16 protein-coding genes and 1 tRNA gene are annotated in these 15,764 nt (G+C 38.6%); 3 read left to right on the top strand and 14 right to left on the bottom strand.

Annotation, left to right across the window (positions count from 1 at the left end):
• Positions 1-643 (top strand): T9SS type A sorting domain-containing protein (locus tag KK060_RS09715; RefSeq protein WP_254153522.1); only part of this gene is annotated, 643 nt, incomplete at its 5' end.
• Here KK060_RS09715 and KK060_RS09710 read toward each other — a convergent pair.
• A complete protein-coding gene (locus KK060_RS09710) occupies positions 630-1,793 on the bottom strand; it encodes a site-2 protease family protein (RefSeq protein WP_254153521.1) in 1,164 nt (387 codons plus the stop codon). The two genes, KK060_RS09715 and KK060_RS09710, sit on opposite strands and share 14 nt — an antisense overlap.
• 86 nt (positions 1,794-1,879) lie before the next feature.
• A tRNA-Ile gene (locus KK060_RS09705) sits at positions 1,880-1,953 on the bottom strand.
• A 45-nt stretch (positions 1,954-1,998) separates the two neighbouring features.
• Between KK060_RS09705 and KK060_RS09700 the strand changes: the two genes are divergently transcribed.
• Positions 1,999-2,676 carry an HAD family hydrolase gene (locus KK060_RS09700; RefSeq protein WP_367397475.1) on the top strand — a complete coding sequence of 226 codons (678 nt, stop codon included), beginning with the start codon at positions 1,999-2,001 and terminating at the stop codon, positions 2,674-2,676.
• A gap of 4 nt (positions 2,677-2,680) precedes the next feature.
• On the opposite strand, the gene KK060_RS09695 is transcribed toward KK060_RS09700, so the two are convergent.
• Both KK060_RS09695 and KK060_RS09690 read right to left on the bottom strand, forming a co-directional pair.
• Positions 2,681-4,600 (bottom strand): rhomboid family intramembrane serine protease, encoded by a 1,920-nt coding sequence (locus KK060_RS09695; protein WP_254153519.1) that lies wholly within the window; start codon positions 4,598-4,600, stop codon positions 2,681-2,683.
• Positions 4,601-4,622: 22 nt separating this feature from the next.
• Positions 4,623-5,855: a M48 family metallopeptidase gene (locus KK060_RS09690; protein ID WP_254153518.1), complete on the bottom strand. Its 1,233-nt coding sequence runs from the start codon at positions 5,853-5,855 to the stop codon at positions 4,623-4,625.
• Positions 5,856-5,968: 113 nt separating this feature from the next.
• Here KK060_RS09690 and KK060_RS09685 point away from each other — a divergent pair, with 113 nt between their 5' ends.
• A complete protein-coding gene (locus KK060_RS09685; RefSeq protein WP_254153517.1) occupies positions 5,969-6,298 on the top strand; it encodes a hypothetical protein in 330 nt (109 codons plus the stop codon).
• 318 nt (positions 6,299-6,616) lie between these two features.
• On the opposite strand, the gene KK060_RS09680 is transcribed toward KK060_RS09685, so the two are convergent.
• The 10 genes from KK060_RS09680 to KK060_RS09635 all read right to left on the bottom strand — a co-directional run bounded on the left by KK060_RS09680 (position 6,617) and on the right by KK060_RS09635 (position 15,726).
• Positions 6,617-7,867 (bottom strand): MFS transporter, encoded by a 1,251-nt coding sequence (locus KK060_RS09680; protein WP_254153516.1) that lies wholly within the window; start codon positions 7,865-7,867, stop codon positions 6,617-6,619.
• A 9-nt stretch (positions 7,868-7,876) separates the two neighbouring features.
• Positions 7,877-8,110 carry a hypothetical protein gene (locus KK060_RS09675; protein WP_254153515.1) on the bottom strand — a complete coding sequence of 78 codons (234 nt, stop codon included), beginning with the start codon at positions 8,108-8,110 and terminating at the stop codon, positions 7,877-7,879.
• Positions 8,111-8,132: 22 nt separating this feature from the next.
• Complete coding sequence (locus KK060_RS09670) at positions 8,133-8,726, bottom strand: TetR/AcrR family transcriptional regulator (RefSeq protein ID WP_254153514.1); 594 nt, start codon at positions 8,724-8,726, stop codon at positions 8,133-8,135.
• A 91-nt stretch (positions 8,727-8,817) separates the two neighbouring features.
• The gene (locus KK060_RS09665; RefSeq protein WP_254153513.1) at positions 8,818-9,900 is read right to left on the bottom strand and encodes an endonuclease/exonuclease/phosphatase family protein; all 1,083 of its coding nucleotides are present in this window, start codon (positions 9,898-9,900) and stop codon (positions 8,818-8,820) included.
• A gap of 121 nt (positions 9,901-10,021) precedes the next feature.
• Complete coding sequence (locus tag KK060_RS09660) at positions 10,022-10,222, bottom strand: hypothetical protein (protein ID WP_254153512.1); 201 nt, start codon at positions 10,220-10,222, stop codon at positions 10,022-10,024.
• A gap of 195 nt (positions 10,223-10,417) precedes the next feature.
• Complete coding sequence (gene argH, locus KK060_RS09655) at positions 10,418-11,749, bottom strand: argininosuccinate lyase (RefSeq protein WP_254153511.1); 1,332 nt, start codon at positions 11,747-11,749, stop codon at positions 10,418-10,420.
• A gap of 6 nt (positions 11,750-11,755) precedes the next feature.
• Complete coding sequence (locus KK060_RS09650) at positions 11,756-12,817, bottom strand: M20 family metallo-hydrolase (protein WP_254153510.1); 1,062 nt, start codon at positions 12,815-12,817, stop codon at positions 11,756-11,758.
• A gap of 30 nt (positions 12,818-12,847) precedes the next feature.
• Positions 12,848-13,636, bottom strand: a complete 789-nt coding sequence (argB, locus tag KK060_RS09645; RefSeq protein WP_254153509.1) for an acetylglutamate kinase — start codon at positions 13,634-13,636, stop codon at positions 12,848-12,850.
• A gap of 15 nt (positions 13,637-13,651) precedes the next feature.
• Positions 13,652-14,608 carry a Rossmann-fold NAD(P)-binding domain-containing protein gene (locus KK060_RS09640; protein ID WP_254153508.1) on the bottom strand — a complete coding sequence of 319 codons (957 nt, stop codon included), beginning with the start codon at positions 14,606-14,608 and terminating at the stop codon, positions 13,652-13,654.
• Positions 14,605-15,726 (bottom strand): aspartate aminotransferase family protein, encoded by a 1,122-nt coding sequence (locus KK060_RS09635; protein ID WP_254153507.1) that lies wholly within the window; start codon positions 15,724-15,726, stop codon positions 14,605-14,607. Before KK060_RS09635 ends, KK060_RS09640 begins: the two co-directional genes overlap by 4 nt.
• Between the last annotated feature and the right edge of the window lie 38 nt (positions 15,727-15,764).

Below are 15,764 nucleotides of genomic sequence, written 5' to 3'. Positions count from 1 at the left end.
TATGCTTGCTCCATACGATACTCTAATAGGATTTGAAATCTATTTTCCACCTTACGGCATAAGTAGTAATCAAAGCATAAGTTTTAATATCTTCCATGATGACAATGGGAAGCCCGGAGAAGTATGGCAAACCATTTCTTCACGGGTAATCAATCAACCATCCTTAAACACCTTTCAGCTGGTCCGGTTTACTCCGGCCTTATTAATTAACGAATCAAAGTTCTATATTGGATGGAGACAACCAACAACAGGACGAGCATTAGTCGGGTTGGATGTTAATAATGATTCTGGAAATAAAATATTTGTTAACACAAATGGGTTCTGGTATCAGAACGTAAGTTTTACAGGAAGCCTAATGATCAGGCCAGTCTTTGGCAAGGGCACTATACGCGAAAATACAGTAGGGGTAGAAGAGCAACTTAAAATAGCCATTTATCCTAACCCTAACCCAGGAGGTTTTTACATTGAAGGCTTCTACGACAAATTAGAAATTATCAACCTGGCCGGTGTTCCTGTGAGCTTTCAATCAGAAACACACAACGATAAAACATTTGTACAGCTAAATAGAGCTCCTGGACTATATCTTTTAAAATTAACAAGAGCTACAGTTACTAAAACATACAAAATTGTTATTGCTCAATAAACACTTCAACGCTAATAGGCATTGGTGTAAAGCAGAGAACAAATATAAGTAACGTAAACCATCCCAATGTAATTCTTTTGGCGTCAAGTGGTTGTTCTATTTCAGATGGTGGATGATGTACTCCTATAAACCGGCCCAAGAGAAAGCCAAGCAGTAGCCATCCAGAGTAACCTTCAACTTCCGGAACCATTATCATCATTAGAAATTGAATTGCTACAATTATCAATGCACACATAATAGTATCTCTTCGCTTAAGCCCTAATCCCAAAAAAGAAAAGTATAAAAAGAAAACGTAAAGGATTGTATTCAAAAGCAATTCTCCTTTTGGGAGAGATAGTTGTATATAAGGATTATTTATACCGGCATAAAACATGATGGCAATGAAAAACACCGAAGCTATTATCCTATGCTTTTTAAATCCAAAAAGTCCGTAAACCACGTGACCTCCATCAAGTTGCCCTATGGGCAAAAGGTTAAGACTTGTAACGAAAAGCGCAATGAGCACAGCCATCAATAAAGGATAGTGCATCAGCTCATGCGCATTAGGAATGCGTGATGGATCATCAACAAATTGCTCAGCAATTAGAAAAAGAAGGTTTTTACCTATTTGAACGTCAACTACTCCTTTGTGCTCCTTCATGTATTCAGCGGTATAAACATGTTCAGCGTAATTCGCACCAAACTGTTCATATTCAGGGTGAAACTGAAAAACATACTCTACAGGAGGTAACGTAGAGAAGCCATAGATAAGCAAAGCTACTGCCACTACAAATCCAGCCAATGGCCCTGCAAGGCCAATATCAAAATTTTGCAAATTACTGTAGGGCCTGCTCCGCAAGCGAATTACTGCACCAAAAGTACCTATGGAAAATAAGGGTAAAAACGGAATAGGCGGAATAGGGATATAGTACGGTAATGATGCTTTTACCTTGTGATACATTGCTGTAAAGTAATGACCAAATTCATGGACAGTTAGAATAAGTAAAAGTGGAACAGAAAACGAAAAACCTTTTGTAAAATCGTCCCATGTATAACCGGGGACAAATATCGATCGACCGTAGGCCCACTCGGTTCCAGCCAGAGTAGTAGTAATAAAAGTGATGATAAATAACCCTATCTGTAATAACACCCGCCTTGTTTCTTTCTGCATCAATTTTGGAGATTTCCGGTAAAAGATGGCTAATACTAATAAGTATAGCTAAAAATAAAAAAGGACTTCGGTCTGAAGTCCTTTTGTGGGCCTTGAGGGGCACGATCCCCCGACCCCCTGATTATGAGTCAGGTGCTCTAACCAGCTGAGCTAAAGGCCCTTTTCAACTAACCAGCATTATAAATGAGGTCCGTTTGAAAATGAGGTGCAATGTTACATATTTGCTGATGAAAACACAATCATTTTTTTAGTGCAAGACGCTTCTATTAAAAATTTAATTTTTGACTTGGGGGGAGTTATCCTTGACCTTTCTGTTGATCACACCCTTAGTGCCTTTAGTCAGTTATCCAAAATAGATAAGGACACTGTTAAACGTATTTTTGGTTCATCGCCGGAGTTTGATCTTTACGAAAAAGGACTTTTAGACGATGGTGAATTCAGGAATTTCATCAGGACCGCCTATAACGTTATTGTAGCCGATCACGAAATAGACAGGTGCTGGAATGCTATGTTACTCGGAATTCCTTTAGTAAAACTTAACTTACTTAAACGCCTTCAGCAATCTTACTCAGTCTTTTTGCTGAGTAATACAAATAATATCCATCTTGACTATATAAATAATACCATCTTGCATGGTATTACTGGTGAGCGTTTGCTTGACAATTATTTTCACAAAGCATACTACTCACAGCGTATGAAAAAACGCAAGCCAGAACCAGAAATATTTATCCAGGTATTGGAAGAAAATATGCTCGTCCCATCTCAAACATTATTCCTTGATGATAACGCACTCAACATTCAAAGCGCAGATAAGGTGGGAATCAAAACGGCTCACATTACCAACCCCGATTTGGTATTGGAAATATTCGAGTCATTTATATAAAAAGTTAAAAAGCTACTTCCATATAACCTTGTGATTGTATCTTCTTGTCGCCATGCAGTAAGGCTGGCCTCCATGCAGGGCCTTCCTTAATTAATCGGATTGCTTCATTATCACATGCAACTGAGATGCTCTCCATGATTACAAAATCCCACACACTTCCGTCAACTCCTACATTAAATAGAACTTTAACAACACCCTGAGGAGTATTCTCTCCATTCGGTTTTCGTACATTCTTCTCTAAATACGATCGGTATTTTTCAAGACCTAACTCAGGAAATGGAAATTCACTTAATTGATCATATACATAACGCTTTCCATCTAATCCCTCTGATACACCGTTAATCAGGCGGTTATCACGATATAATTCCTTAAAATATGGTTTCCCATTAGAGTGGTACCCATACCAGTACCCCTCACGCTTCCCTCCTTCATAGTGACCTTCTTCCGCGAGTGTTCCATTAGCATGCCATCTCTGAAATTTTCCGCTTCCGTTTATAACCTGCGCATTGCCAAGCGAATCCCAGACATTCTTAGTAAATGATTCTGTCCCATATATCACTTCACTTTGAAGTGTGCCATTCCAATGAAAGTTCTCCCACTTACCTACTGCACGCTCCTTTTCATAACGGCCCGCTGAAGAATACGTACCATGATCACTGTAGTATATAAAAACGCCATCACGAAGATTATTAACATACTTTCCCTTCATCTGAATATTTCCATCACGATAAAAGTCTTTCACTGGTCCTTGCCACCGTCCCAGAGAATCTTTAGAGCCTATTCTGTAATATGTTGCACCTTGAGGATTATCGATCTCCTTCCAATCTTTATCATAAAATACCCTTGTGGTTTCTAATGCAGGAAGATTAAGGGATGTAGAATCAACCTCCTCTGCTTCTGATTCAGGTGCTAAGTGATAGTTTAAAACATACTTAAGTTTAGGAAGTGAATTAAACTTCGTGGGTAACTGCTCCAAACTGTCCAGGTATATGTAAGACTCTCGCTCAAGCAAATTGATTCTATAGTCAACCTCCTGCTTTCGAAGTGAGATGTATTTGCTAAGTACAGCCGTGTCTTGAATGATTTCATTCGGCACTGATTGTAAATCATGTAAGGATGAATCGATACTTCTCCATGTTGCACTAACATTTTTTAAACTATCGGCTAATGCATGCTCATCTTTAATTTCGAGATATAGTTTATCAATGTATTTTTCGTGATTTACAACACGAGTAAAAATCCTATAGTACGAAAGCTGGTGTTGCGGAACAGCAAATAGTGTGAGAGGTATTAACGCCAGCGCAACAACTAAGGCGGTAAGGTTCTTTAGTACACCAAGCTGAAAATGGCAAAAAGCTAGTATCAACCCTGCAATACCACCCCCGATATGTCCAGCCATATCAACACTTACTTGACCTGCAATGAACGTGTTTATAATTATAAATACTGCAAAATTTATAAGTACAATTTTAAGTCTCTCGCGGTCATTAAAGTTTCCAATTAATTCTGCCCCGAGCTGATATCCATATAGTCCAAAAATTGCTCCTGATGCTCCAGCACTGATAATGTAGATGTTAAAAAACAAACTCGCGATGCTTGCTGCACAGCCGCAAATAAAATATATGATTGCAAAACGTACAGATCCTACGCCTCTTTCAATCATCGTACCTAAGATCCAGAGTCCATACATGTTTACTACAAGGTGGACAATTCCAAAATGAAGGAACATGGCAGAGAGGATTCGCCATGGCTCTCCTCCCAGTGTAAGGGGATTAAGATTTGCACCTGCATTAAGAATAGCAAGTACATCAGCACTCGTATCCATCATAACGCTTCTTTGTTTTATTGCAAGTACAACAAAGAATAATACGTTAATGGAAATGAGTAGTAGTGTTACAGGAAAACGCGTTATCTCTTTAACCATATCAAGAAGCTATCGCTTTATGTTATTTATCTAAAGCTTCTAATCTTTGTAATAAGGGCGGATGCGAATAATGAAAAAACACATAAAGCGGGTGAGGATATAGATTGCTTAGGGAATCAACAGATAACCTCTTCAAAGCTACTGACAAAGCATCACCGCCATACGTCTCTTTCGCGTAAGCATCTGCTTCAAACTCATTCTTTCTGCTGTAAATACTCATCAACAGTCCGGTTATTCCTGATATTGGCGTAAAAAGAATAGTGAAGGCAATTAGATTAACATGAATAGCCAGGGTTTCAGCACCAAGAGCAGCCGAAACATTGGAATTGTATACCATGAGTGAGAGAATAAACATGGTAAAGAATACTTGTATCAATGATAATACAAATCCCCAAACGATATGCTTCTTCTTGAAGTGGCCCACTTCATGCGCCAGCACGGCAACAAGTTCTTCTGTCGAGTGCTTTTGAATAAGCGTGTCATAAAGAACTATTTTCTTTTTCTTACCAATACCAGCAAAGAAAGCATTTGCTTTGTTCGATCGTTTTGAGCCATCTATAACAAAAATATTATCCAGAGGAAATTTAACTTTACTGGCAAAATCCTGAATCGCTCTTTTTAAATCGCTGTCAGGCAGTGGAGTAAGCTTATTGAATAAAGGAAGAATAAGCGAGGTATAGAACATATTCATGAAAAGAATGAATATGGAGGCAACAATTGAGAACCAAATCCAGAAATTAGGTCCAATCACCTGGATAAGATAAATAAGCAAAGACACCAACGGGGCTCCTATCAAAGCCGCTAAGAAATAGCCTTTCAGCTTATCCATAAAAAACGTCTTCAATGTCGTTTTATTGAAACCATACTTCTCCTCGATAACAAAAGTACCGTATAATTGAAAGGGAATCGTAAACACATCGGATGCAAACATCAATATTCCAAAAAATGCCAATGCTAATATGATCTCATTGTCAAAATAGCCTCGTAATAAACTATCCAACCATCCGAACCCTCCTAATGATAAGATTATGATTGACAGGATAAAGCTGAACGCAGAAGTAATAAACGAAAACTGGGTTAGTTCCCTGTGATATTTCAGCGAAGTGAGATATCTATCCTTATCATAAAAATCCGCAATATCTGCCGGAATGTCTGTCCTTTGTGCTTTAAGATTAATATAATCCAGGAGCTGATCAAAGAGATAAGAAATTGTAGCTATGGCAATTATAATGTAGCGTATCGTATTTGAATCCATACAGCAATTGTACAATAAACCCTTTAAATTAGTTCTTACTTGTATTTTAAAAAAGAGTTGATTCAATTAGGGCGAGTGATTTAACTAACTATTTAAAAATTCAATTTATACTTATGCCAGTTGCTACTATTCTATCTAAAAAAGATATACACTCGTCAGGTCAACAAATAATCGATTCTTGGGCCGAGGAAATCGGTATAGAAAGTAATGACATTACAATAAATATTATTACAGATTTTAGCCAATTCGGAAATTCCTATCCAATAATGGTTAACCTATACCTCCCAACCATCTGGAATGAAGAGAGCGTAAAACAGATTCAATTATCTCTTATTGAAGTACTTTCCAAACATCTTAAAACGGAAGCTAAAGACATATTTATAATGACCATGCTCATATCTTCCGGTCATGTTGTTGATAAAGGACAAATCGGTGTTTGGTAAAACTCTAAATATTTCTTTCTTATACCAAACGATTTTAAAGTTGATGGCGTTGTATTTTGGATAACGGACGTTATCGGCCGCAACCGAACTTCATAATTTGATTGAAAAGTACCGCTGCTGCTTATGTTAAACTAAAAGAAAGGAGGTACCATGTCTAGTCCCACGAAAATTTTATCAATTCAACGTAATCTATTTATTCACCGAGGTTTAGTGAGTTGAAAGAAAGGTTGATTGTACCTCGTGAATTTTAGTTACAGATAAAATTGAATGAGGATTCTAATATCCCGCCGTCCGCGGGATATTTTTTTTTACTTTTATTTATGCCGCTCCGACTTCAACCGCTGGCTTTGATTCTTTGGCGATCTTTGCCTTTACATAACCATTCAGGTAATAGATCATAATCGCGCTAATTACCATAGCCGAAGACACAACGTATCCCAACCTATCATAATTTTCAAGATAACCTGAATCTCGCTGTACGATTATCGTTCCGGCAATAAAGGTTGCAATACCTCCGGACACTTGCATTACCGATGAATTTATACTCATAAAAGCACCTCTATCTTGTGGAGATGGCACAGCAGACAACAAGGCCTGTGAGGGAATCATCCGTGATGAAACACCAATAAACATAAATATACTTATAAGCATTGCGCCCCATAATGGTGTAAGGCCAAGGTTACAGTAAATAAGAACGATTATAATCGTAAGAATCGAGCCAAATAGAAATACCGTAAATTTTCCCTTGCTATCGCTTAACTTCCCGATAACAGGTCCTGTAGCCATAGAACATACGCCAGTTACCATATACAGAAGTGGCAGATCATCCAGATTTATTCCCATGTTATTCACATTATAAGTACTGGCAAATGGCATTAACATAAACCCACCTGTTGCAAGCAATGTTGTTGCTGCAAAAGCTTTCAGATACTGTATTTGAGAAATAGTTTTTCCTAAGTGACTTAATGCATTTACCTTCTTTTGCAGTTTAAGATGCGAGTCTATCGGCTTCATCTTTACTGCTATTACCAATGCTATCACAATACTGAGTAATACGATAAGCCAGAAAGGCGAATGCCACCCCATCAAGTTGGCAAAATACAACCCTGTGGGTATGCCTAGCACCTGACTACCAGCAAAGGCCATTTGTAAGAAACCCATTACCCGCCCTCTTACTTCTATCTTAAATAAATCTGTCACTATTGCGTAGCAGATTGATCCAATAACACCTCCAAACAAGCCTGTAATAATACGCGCCGTCAATAAAAAGATGTAATCAGTAGCTATTGCGCAAAGTGCAGTGCCAATAATAAAGCCTATATAAAAAAACAGAAGTAACTTTTTTCTATCAAACTTATCAGCAAACCCCGCTGCTAAAAGTCCTGATGCACCTGCGCTAAAAGCGTATGCAGACACCACCATTCCAAACTGAGCTGTTGTTATACTTAACTCTTTTAAAAGAATGGCTCCTAAAGGTGAAAGAACCATAAAGTCGAGTATAACGGTAAACTGAGTTATTGTAAGTATGGTAATAATGAAGATTTGGTAAGGGGAAAATGTTTTTTGCATATTAATTATTTAATCAGGTAACTCTTCGCACTCATAGCCGCATTTGTGAACAAGTTCAATGATGTGTCTACAATCTAAACAATCTGATTGAATACGTAATACGTGGTCCACATCCTCACGATCAACATTCCACTTCTTGACTCTGGCATCCGCATCTAAAACAGAAGCCACCTTTTCAATATCTTGAATGTCTAAAATATTGGTTTTAAAAATCAGTATTTCGGAAACAGGCTCTAAATACATACATCTCTGGAATTAATGTTAGTTAAGGTCTTAATGCCTTGATAACTAGTTTTAATGTCTGGTTCATTGTCTTTTCATCCAATTCAAATTTTTCGAGACCACTCATTCCTCTTCCAGACATATGAAGTTTTACGAGTTGATATAGTGGTGCAAAAGCTATGGCCCAATAAATTTCTAATGGAAGTTTTACCAACTCCTTTCTTTTTATCGCATTATGAACAAATTCACCCATTGCATTCAAAAACTTCTTATCTATTTTTCCCCTGCATTTTTCATAGTACGGCGAATACTTAATTTGCTCCATAAAATGCGCGGTAGCAGGATTTTCAATATAAAATTTAGCTCTGTTCAACCACTGAACTTTCAATCCCTCTTCAAAAGACATATTAGGATCAAATCCTTCCAGTGTTGCGTGCATCATTCTTTTCATCTCTCCGACCCATAACTGGATAATGAGGTCATCGCGATCTTTAAAGTAGATATAGATTGTCGCAGGTGAAACACCAGCCACCTTTGCAAGCTTCTGCATACTGAGCCCATCAAAACCCTCTGCAACAAGCATTTCAACTGCCCTTTCTCTTATCGAGAGCTCTTTATTTTCATCGCGAACCCGCATAAGGCAAATATAAATGAATGTTCATTCATTTATATTATTTAAGAAATATATTAGCTAAAAATGTTATAAACTGCTGGAAAGCACTGCAATACTACTTTTGGCGGGTAGTTTTTTCTATTTTTTTATTTGCCTGAAGTTTCTCAGCCCTGGTCGCTTTTAAAACCTTATTACTATTATTATAAGCTTCCTCCTGATGCAGAACTAACTCAATAAGAATGGGAAAATGATCAGAACCTGCCTGTGGCAACCGCTGTAGTTTATTTAACTGAAAATGCTTTGAACAAAAAACATGATCTAAAGGCCAACGTAAAAACCAATGGTTTGCATGAAAGGTGCTAAAGAAACCTCTCCCCCTTCGTGGATCGAGCAACTCACTTGTCTTTAAAAACAATTCTGTTGTGTAACTCCATGCTACGTCATTTAAGTCTCCTGCAACTATCACTGGTAAATCCGATGCCTTAGCCTGTTTTGCTACTAACAATATTTCCGCATCCCGCTCTGTAGATCGGGCATTTTCAGTGGGTACAGGTGGCTTAGGATGAAGACAAAATAATCTAAATACTTCTCCTGATGTCAATTGGACTTCGGTATGAATAGAGGGAATATCATCTTCCACTAAAAATTTAACCTTAGGATTTATAAGTTCTAACCTGGAATAGAGCATCATACCATACGTGTTATCAAGTGGTTTTGATACTGTATACTTATATAACTTCAATAAACTATTATCAAGTTGCGTCTTCCACCATTTGTCTGTTTCTACAAGAAGGACAACGTCAGGACCGTGTTCCTGGATTGTTCTTAAACACGAATTAACATCTCTGTTCTCTTGGTACACATTAAAAATTAGTAATCTGATTGCTTTTGTATCGACATACTCTCTGGTCTTTTTCAATTGATGACCGGAGAATACAGTATAAGGCCATATCTGAAAGAGAAGATATCCTCCGTTGCAAATCAATAATGTCAGCAGAATATTATGATGCGTTTGATGAAGATCAGACAGGAAGAGGAACAGAATAATGAGTAGAAGGTTTATGAATACCTTTTGTGCTCGGGGATACTCGAAAATTCTAAATATCCAATTGTCTCGTCTTATGAGGGGTATTAAAGATATTATAATGAGGATATAACTACAAACGAAGATTATTATCCTGGCAATAGATTCAATCATGCAAAAGTTTGATTGAAATATCGGCAGTAAAAAACAATACCGTCCTTTAAATAAAAATGCACCGATTTATTGATATCGGTGCATTTTAATAATAGCTTCTTTTCAAAGCCAATCGTATAATTCAATCGTGACCAAGAGAACCTTGTCCCCTCATTTCCCGAGTTACGCCATCAGCAGTTGTTCTTAGTAACTCAAGACTCTCCAGATTAACGTGTATTCTTTCCATTTCATGATTAGGATCTCTTACATCGTTACGTTCAGGGTAACCAATCTGTAACTCAGGAAAATCATTTGGTCGTCTTTTTTGAATAGTCTGATTCATAGTTCTTAACAATTATTTGTTACACATCCTTTACCCTACAATGCATCCCTCCTAAGAAGAATGCGGATTGTTTAAATAAAACTCTATGCCATCCAGGCTAAAGGCATTAATTATTTCCTAAAACGGTTTGTGCAAACGACAGAATCAGATTCGATTAAGCTTCCCCTGAGGAATTATATCCACAACAGATGGCCGCTATACGAGCAATCGCTTAATTGCTTCCTTATAATCGTTAAATCGGAAGCCATCTATAGTAGCATTCATCAAGGCCGATATTTCAGGCAAGCATAGATTGCCGATACTGCCTTGATGGGTATGATTTAAATGTGTATCAGATTTAAAAAAGCCTCTTTCTATATCCATTCCTACCTTTTTGTAAGCATCACGGAATGGCATTCCCGCCACTACCAACTTGTTGACTTCCTCTACACTAAACAGGAATTTATATTTCTCATCATGAAGAATATTATCTTTAATACTAATGTTGCTTAGCATCAACTGGCTCATCCGGAGACAATGCTTTAAATGCTGAATAGCGGGAAACAAAAGTTCTTTTAGTAACTGCATCTCTCTGTGATAACCGGAAGGGAGATTAGATATAACAAGGGCAATGTCATTTGGCAACGCCATCAATTGATTACAACGACCCCGTATTAATTCAAATACATCCGGATTCTTTTTATGAGGCATGATGCTGGACCCCGTTGTCAACTCCTCAGGAAAACTAATGAATCCGAAATTTTGATTTAAAAACAGGCAGGCGTCCATAGAAAGCTTGCTAAGCGTGCCGGCAATATTCGAGAGGCTACTTGCAACAATGCGCTCGGTCTTACCTCTGCCCATCTGCGCATAAACAACGTTATAATTTAACGTGCTGAACCCTAACAACTCCGTTGTTAGTTTCCGATTAATGGGAAAAGAAGAACCGTACCCCGCAGCCGAACCTAATGGATTTTTATTTACAACCTGATAAGCGCCGTGAAGTGTTACCAGATCATCAATCAGGCTTTCAGCATATGCCCCAAACCACAATCCAAATGACGATGGCATGGCAAGTTGAAAATGCGTATACCCCGGTAGCAGATAGTCCTTATACTTTTCGCTCTGCTGTACGAGCAAATCAAACAGGTTTTTTACCTCTGCAACAATCTCTTCAATTTCATAACGCAGGTAGAGTTTAATATCAACAAGAACCTGATCATTCCTGGACCTGCCACTATGTATTTTCTTTCCAATGTCACCTAACTTTTTAGTAAGCTCAAGCTCTACTTGTGAATGGATATCTTCAATTCCTTCCTCTACTATAAAATTTCCTTCTTCAATCCTTTTGTATATACGCTTTAATTCAGAAGATAAGACTGAAAGCTCGTCGCTTTTCAGGAGTCCGATTGACTCAAGCATGGTAATATGCGCAAGCGAGCCAAGTACATCAAAGCGCGCAAGATAAAGATCCATCTCCTGATCTTTGCCTACCGTAAATTTTTCTACTTCTTTAAGGGATGCTTTATCTTTTTGCCAGAGTTTCATATAGTATCAGTAAATAACCTTATTTAATAAGGCGATATAAGTATCAATGCCCTTAACAATTTCTGCTATATAAATAAATTCATCAGCAGTGTGTGACCGCGCAGAATCACCAGGCCCCATCTTTACAGATGGTACTGGAATAAGCGCCTGATCGGAGGTAGTAGGTGAGCCGTATAATTCGAGGTTCAGATCTTTCGCAGCAAGAACGAGCGGATGATTACTATCAATTCCAGAAGATCGCATGCGTAGCGACCTTGGGGTTACCTCGCTCTTAACATTGCTCCTGATGATTTCAAGTACCTCTTCCAGTGTATACTGATCTGTAACACGCACATCAATTGTATAACCACATTCCGCAGGCACTACGTTATGCTGTTTACCTGCATTGATCACGGTTACAGTCATCTTAATTTCTCCTAACGTTTGAGACACTTTGGGAAATTTATAATTTCTTATCCACTCAATATCTTTAATAGCTTCATAGATGGCATTAACTCCCTCCTCCCTTGCAGCGTGCCCTGCCTTGCCTCGTGCGACACAATCCAGAACCATCAAACCTTTCTCAGCGACCGCCATATTACACAGGGTTGGTTCTCCCACAATTGCAAAATCGATCTTCGGCAAAAGTTCCCAAATACTTTCTATACCACCTGAACCCGATATCTCTTCTTCAGCAGTAGCGGCCAACACAATGTTATACTTCAGATTCTTCTGTAAATAAAAATGCAGGAACGTAGCTATCAAACATACTAAAGGGCCACCTGCATCATTGCTTCCAAGGCCAAATAGCTTCCCTTCTATTATTTCAGGAAGAAAAGGATCACGCGTGTATTGTGTGTTTGGCTTAACTGTATCGTGGTGTGAATTTAAAAGTATAGTGGGAAGGGATGGATTGTAGTTCTGATTAATTGCCCAAACATTATTTCCCTTGCGTTGTGTAGGGATATTGTGTTGTTCAAAAAAACCTTCTAAAACAGTAGCAGTATTGTCTTCTTCTTTGCTGAAAGAGGGAATAGCTATTAGTTGTTCCAGTAAATTAATCGCTACTTCATCCAGTTGCTGCTCCATAGTTGAATCAGGTTTTAAGATTTATTTATTTCATGAAGTTATTAACGTTCCTTCAGTCTCAAGTCCCGTATTCTTTGTAAGATCACTTGCCTCTCCTATCAAAACTTCTTTTACGCCGGCATGAATTGCTGCAAAAGCGTTCTCCAGCTTGGGTAAAATGCCATCAGCAAATACATTTTTTGTAAGGAGATCATTATACGAACTCTTTGGAAGGTGTCTTATTACAGAGTCAGGATCGTTTACATCACGCAATACACCCTTCTTTTCGAAGCAAAATATTAAACGAACATCGAAATGCTTTCCCAGTGCAACAGCCAACACCGAAGCAATAGTATCTGCATTGGTATTTAACATCGTGCCATCAGCATGGGTTAATGGTGCAAACACGGGCACGGTATTCTGTTTTAACAGAAAATAAAGCAGGGAAGAATTAACACTGTCCGGCTTAATATCTCCTACATATCCGTAGTCAATATCCTTTATTGGTCTCTTAACAGCCTTGATTACATTTCCATCAGCACCTGTTAAACCCAGAGCGTTGCAGCCCAATTGCTGGAGCGATGCTACAATTTGTTTATTAACGAGCCCTCCATACACCATAGTGACAACGTCAAGTGTTTGAGAATCAGTTATCCTCCGTCCATTTATATAGTTGGATTGAATGCCCAATTGCTCACCTAATTTAGTAGCGATCTTTCCCCCACCATGTATTAATATCTTAGGTTCTTTTATTGATGCGAAATCAGCAAGAAATTTCTTTAATGCTTCAGGATTGTCTAAAACATTTCCGCCGATCTTTATTATAAAGAGCTTATTCATTAATACTACCGATTTTTACAAAGGTCTTGCTAATAATTCGCTTAGCACTGATTGTGCCGCCCATACCCTATTCGATGCCTGGTGTGTTACAATACTACTGAAACCATCCAGCACCTCATCACTGAGCTCCACGTTTCTTCTCACAGGCAAACAATGCATTACTTTAGCATGATTGGTTGCATTAAGTTTATCACTGGTAAGCATCCACGCCGGGTCGTTACAGTAAATTCTGCCGTAATCATTATAGGTACTCCAGTTCTTTACGTAAACAAAGTCGGCTCCTTTTAATGCGTAGTCCTGATCATGTGTTATAGAGGCACCCTTTGTAAAAGCAGGATCGAGTTCATAATCTTCCGGATGTGTGATTACAAAATCTGCCTGACCCCAGGCATTGATCCATTGCGAAAAGCTATTGGCAACACATTGAGGAAGTGCTTTGACATGGGGAGCCCATGTGAGAACAACCTTTGGTCTTCGCTTTTCCTTAAAAGTCTCCGTTATCGTTATGATATCTGTCAGGCTTTGCAATGGATGTAACGTAGCGCTTTCAAGACTTACTACAGGTATTCCTGCATACTTAATAAATTGCTGGATGTAAAGCTCACTGTAATCATCCTGCTTGTTCTGCAAAGAAGGAAATGTTCGAATGCCTAAAATATCAAAATACTTTCCGAGTATAGGAGCAGCATCTTTTACATGCTCCACCGTGCTACCACTCATAATCGCTTCGTCTTCGAACTCCAGCGCCCATCCCTCCTGACCTACATTAAATACAACGGCTTCCATGCCAAGGTTTGCAGCAGCTATCTGTGTACTTAATCGTGTACGCATACTTGGATTAAGGAAGAGCAAGCCGATGCGTTTGTTTGCTCCTAAAGTTCGGTCGCGAAAAGGATCTGCCTTATAGGCCAGCGCCTTATTTACAAGTGCATTAATATCCGTTACGTCTTTTACCGAAATAAAATTTTTCATTTCAATTCTTTTTTCAATGCAGTAATAAATAATTCAGCTTCTTCTTGTGTGATGGCAAGAGAAGGAAGCAGCCTGATGGTATTCGGTTTTGCTTCGCCCGTAAATATATGATGGTTGAATAATAAATTGCTACGCACTTGCTTCAATTCTTCTGGCAAATCCATACCAATCATTAACCCTCTACCCCGAACTTCTGTTATCTGAGACAAATTCTTCAGCTCATTCATCCAGTAGTTGCCTATAATTCCCGCATTGTCAATCAGATTTTCTTTCTCCATCACTTCCAATACAGCGAGTCCGGCGACAGAAGCCAGGTAATTGCCACCGAATGTAGTACCTAACATACCGCTCCATGGTTTTATATCCGGGTGAATAAAAAGACCACCTATCGGGAAACCATTACCCATACCTTTTGCTGTCGTTATCAGGTGCGCTTTTATGCCTGCATGCTGATGCGCGAAGAACTTACCCGTTCTGCCATAGCCTGATTGGATCTCATCAAGTATCAGCAAGGATCCATTGGCCTCGGTCTTCTTTTGAATGTATTGAAGGAAAGTATCATCAGGAAGTTGTATCCCCCCTACGCCTTGTATACCCTCTATAATGACAGCAGCTACTTCATTGTTAAGAGCTTGATCAAAAGCTCTTTCATCATTTAACGGAACAAAAACTATCTCATGTCCTGCATTGAATGGTGCAACAATCTTTGGATTATCGGTCGCAGCTACTGCTCCCGAAGTGCGACCATGGAAAGCTTTCTTAAAAGCAATTACTTTTTTTCTACCGGTAACAAAAGATGCTACCTTCAACGCATTCTCATTTGCCTCTGCTCCTGAGTTACAAAGAAATAATTGATAATCAGGATAGTCGGATAGTTCACCCAACTTATCAGCAAACTGAACCTGAAGATTATTTTGAACACTGTTGGAATAAAAAGCAATCTTGCTCAACTGTTCACTTAATCGCTTTACATAATGCGGGTGCGAATGACCAATGGATATTACCGCATGGCCTCCGTAGAGGTCCAGGTATTTTTCTCCCTTATCATCCCACAGCCATGAGCCTTGTGCTTTTGCTGGAGTAATGTTAAAGAGGGGGTAGACGTCGAACAATTTCATCTTTAAAAAACTAAAAAGCTTAAAGCAAAAAGCAGAAA

Source organism: Chryseosolibacter indicum (assembly GCF_018598585.1).
Lineage (GTDB): Bacteria > Bacteroidota > Bacteroidia > Cytophagales > Cyclobacteriaceae > Chryseosolibacter > Chryseosolibacter indicus.
Note: the sequence above shows the minus strand (reverse complement) of the source record. Positions and strands in the feature narration are given on the sequence as shown.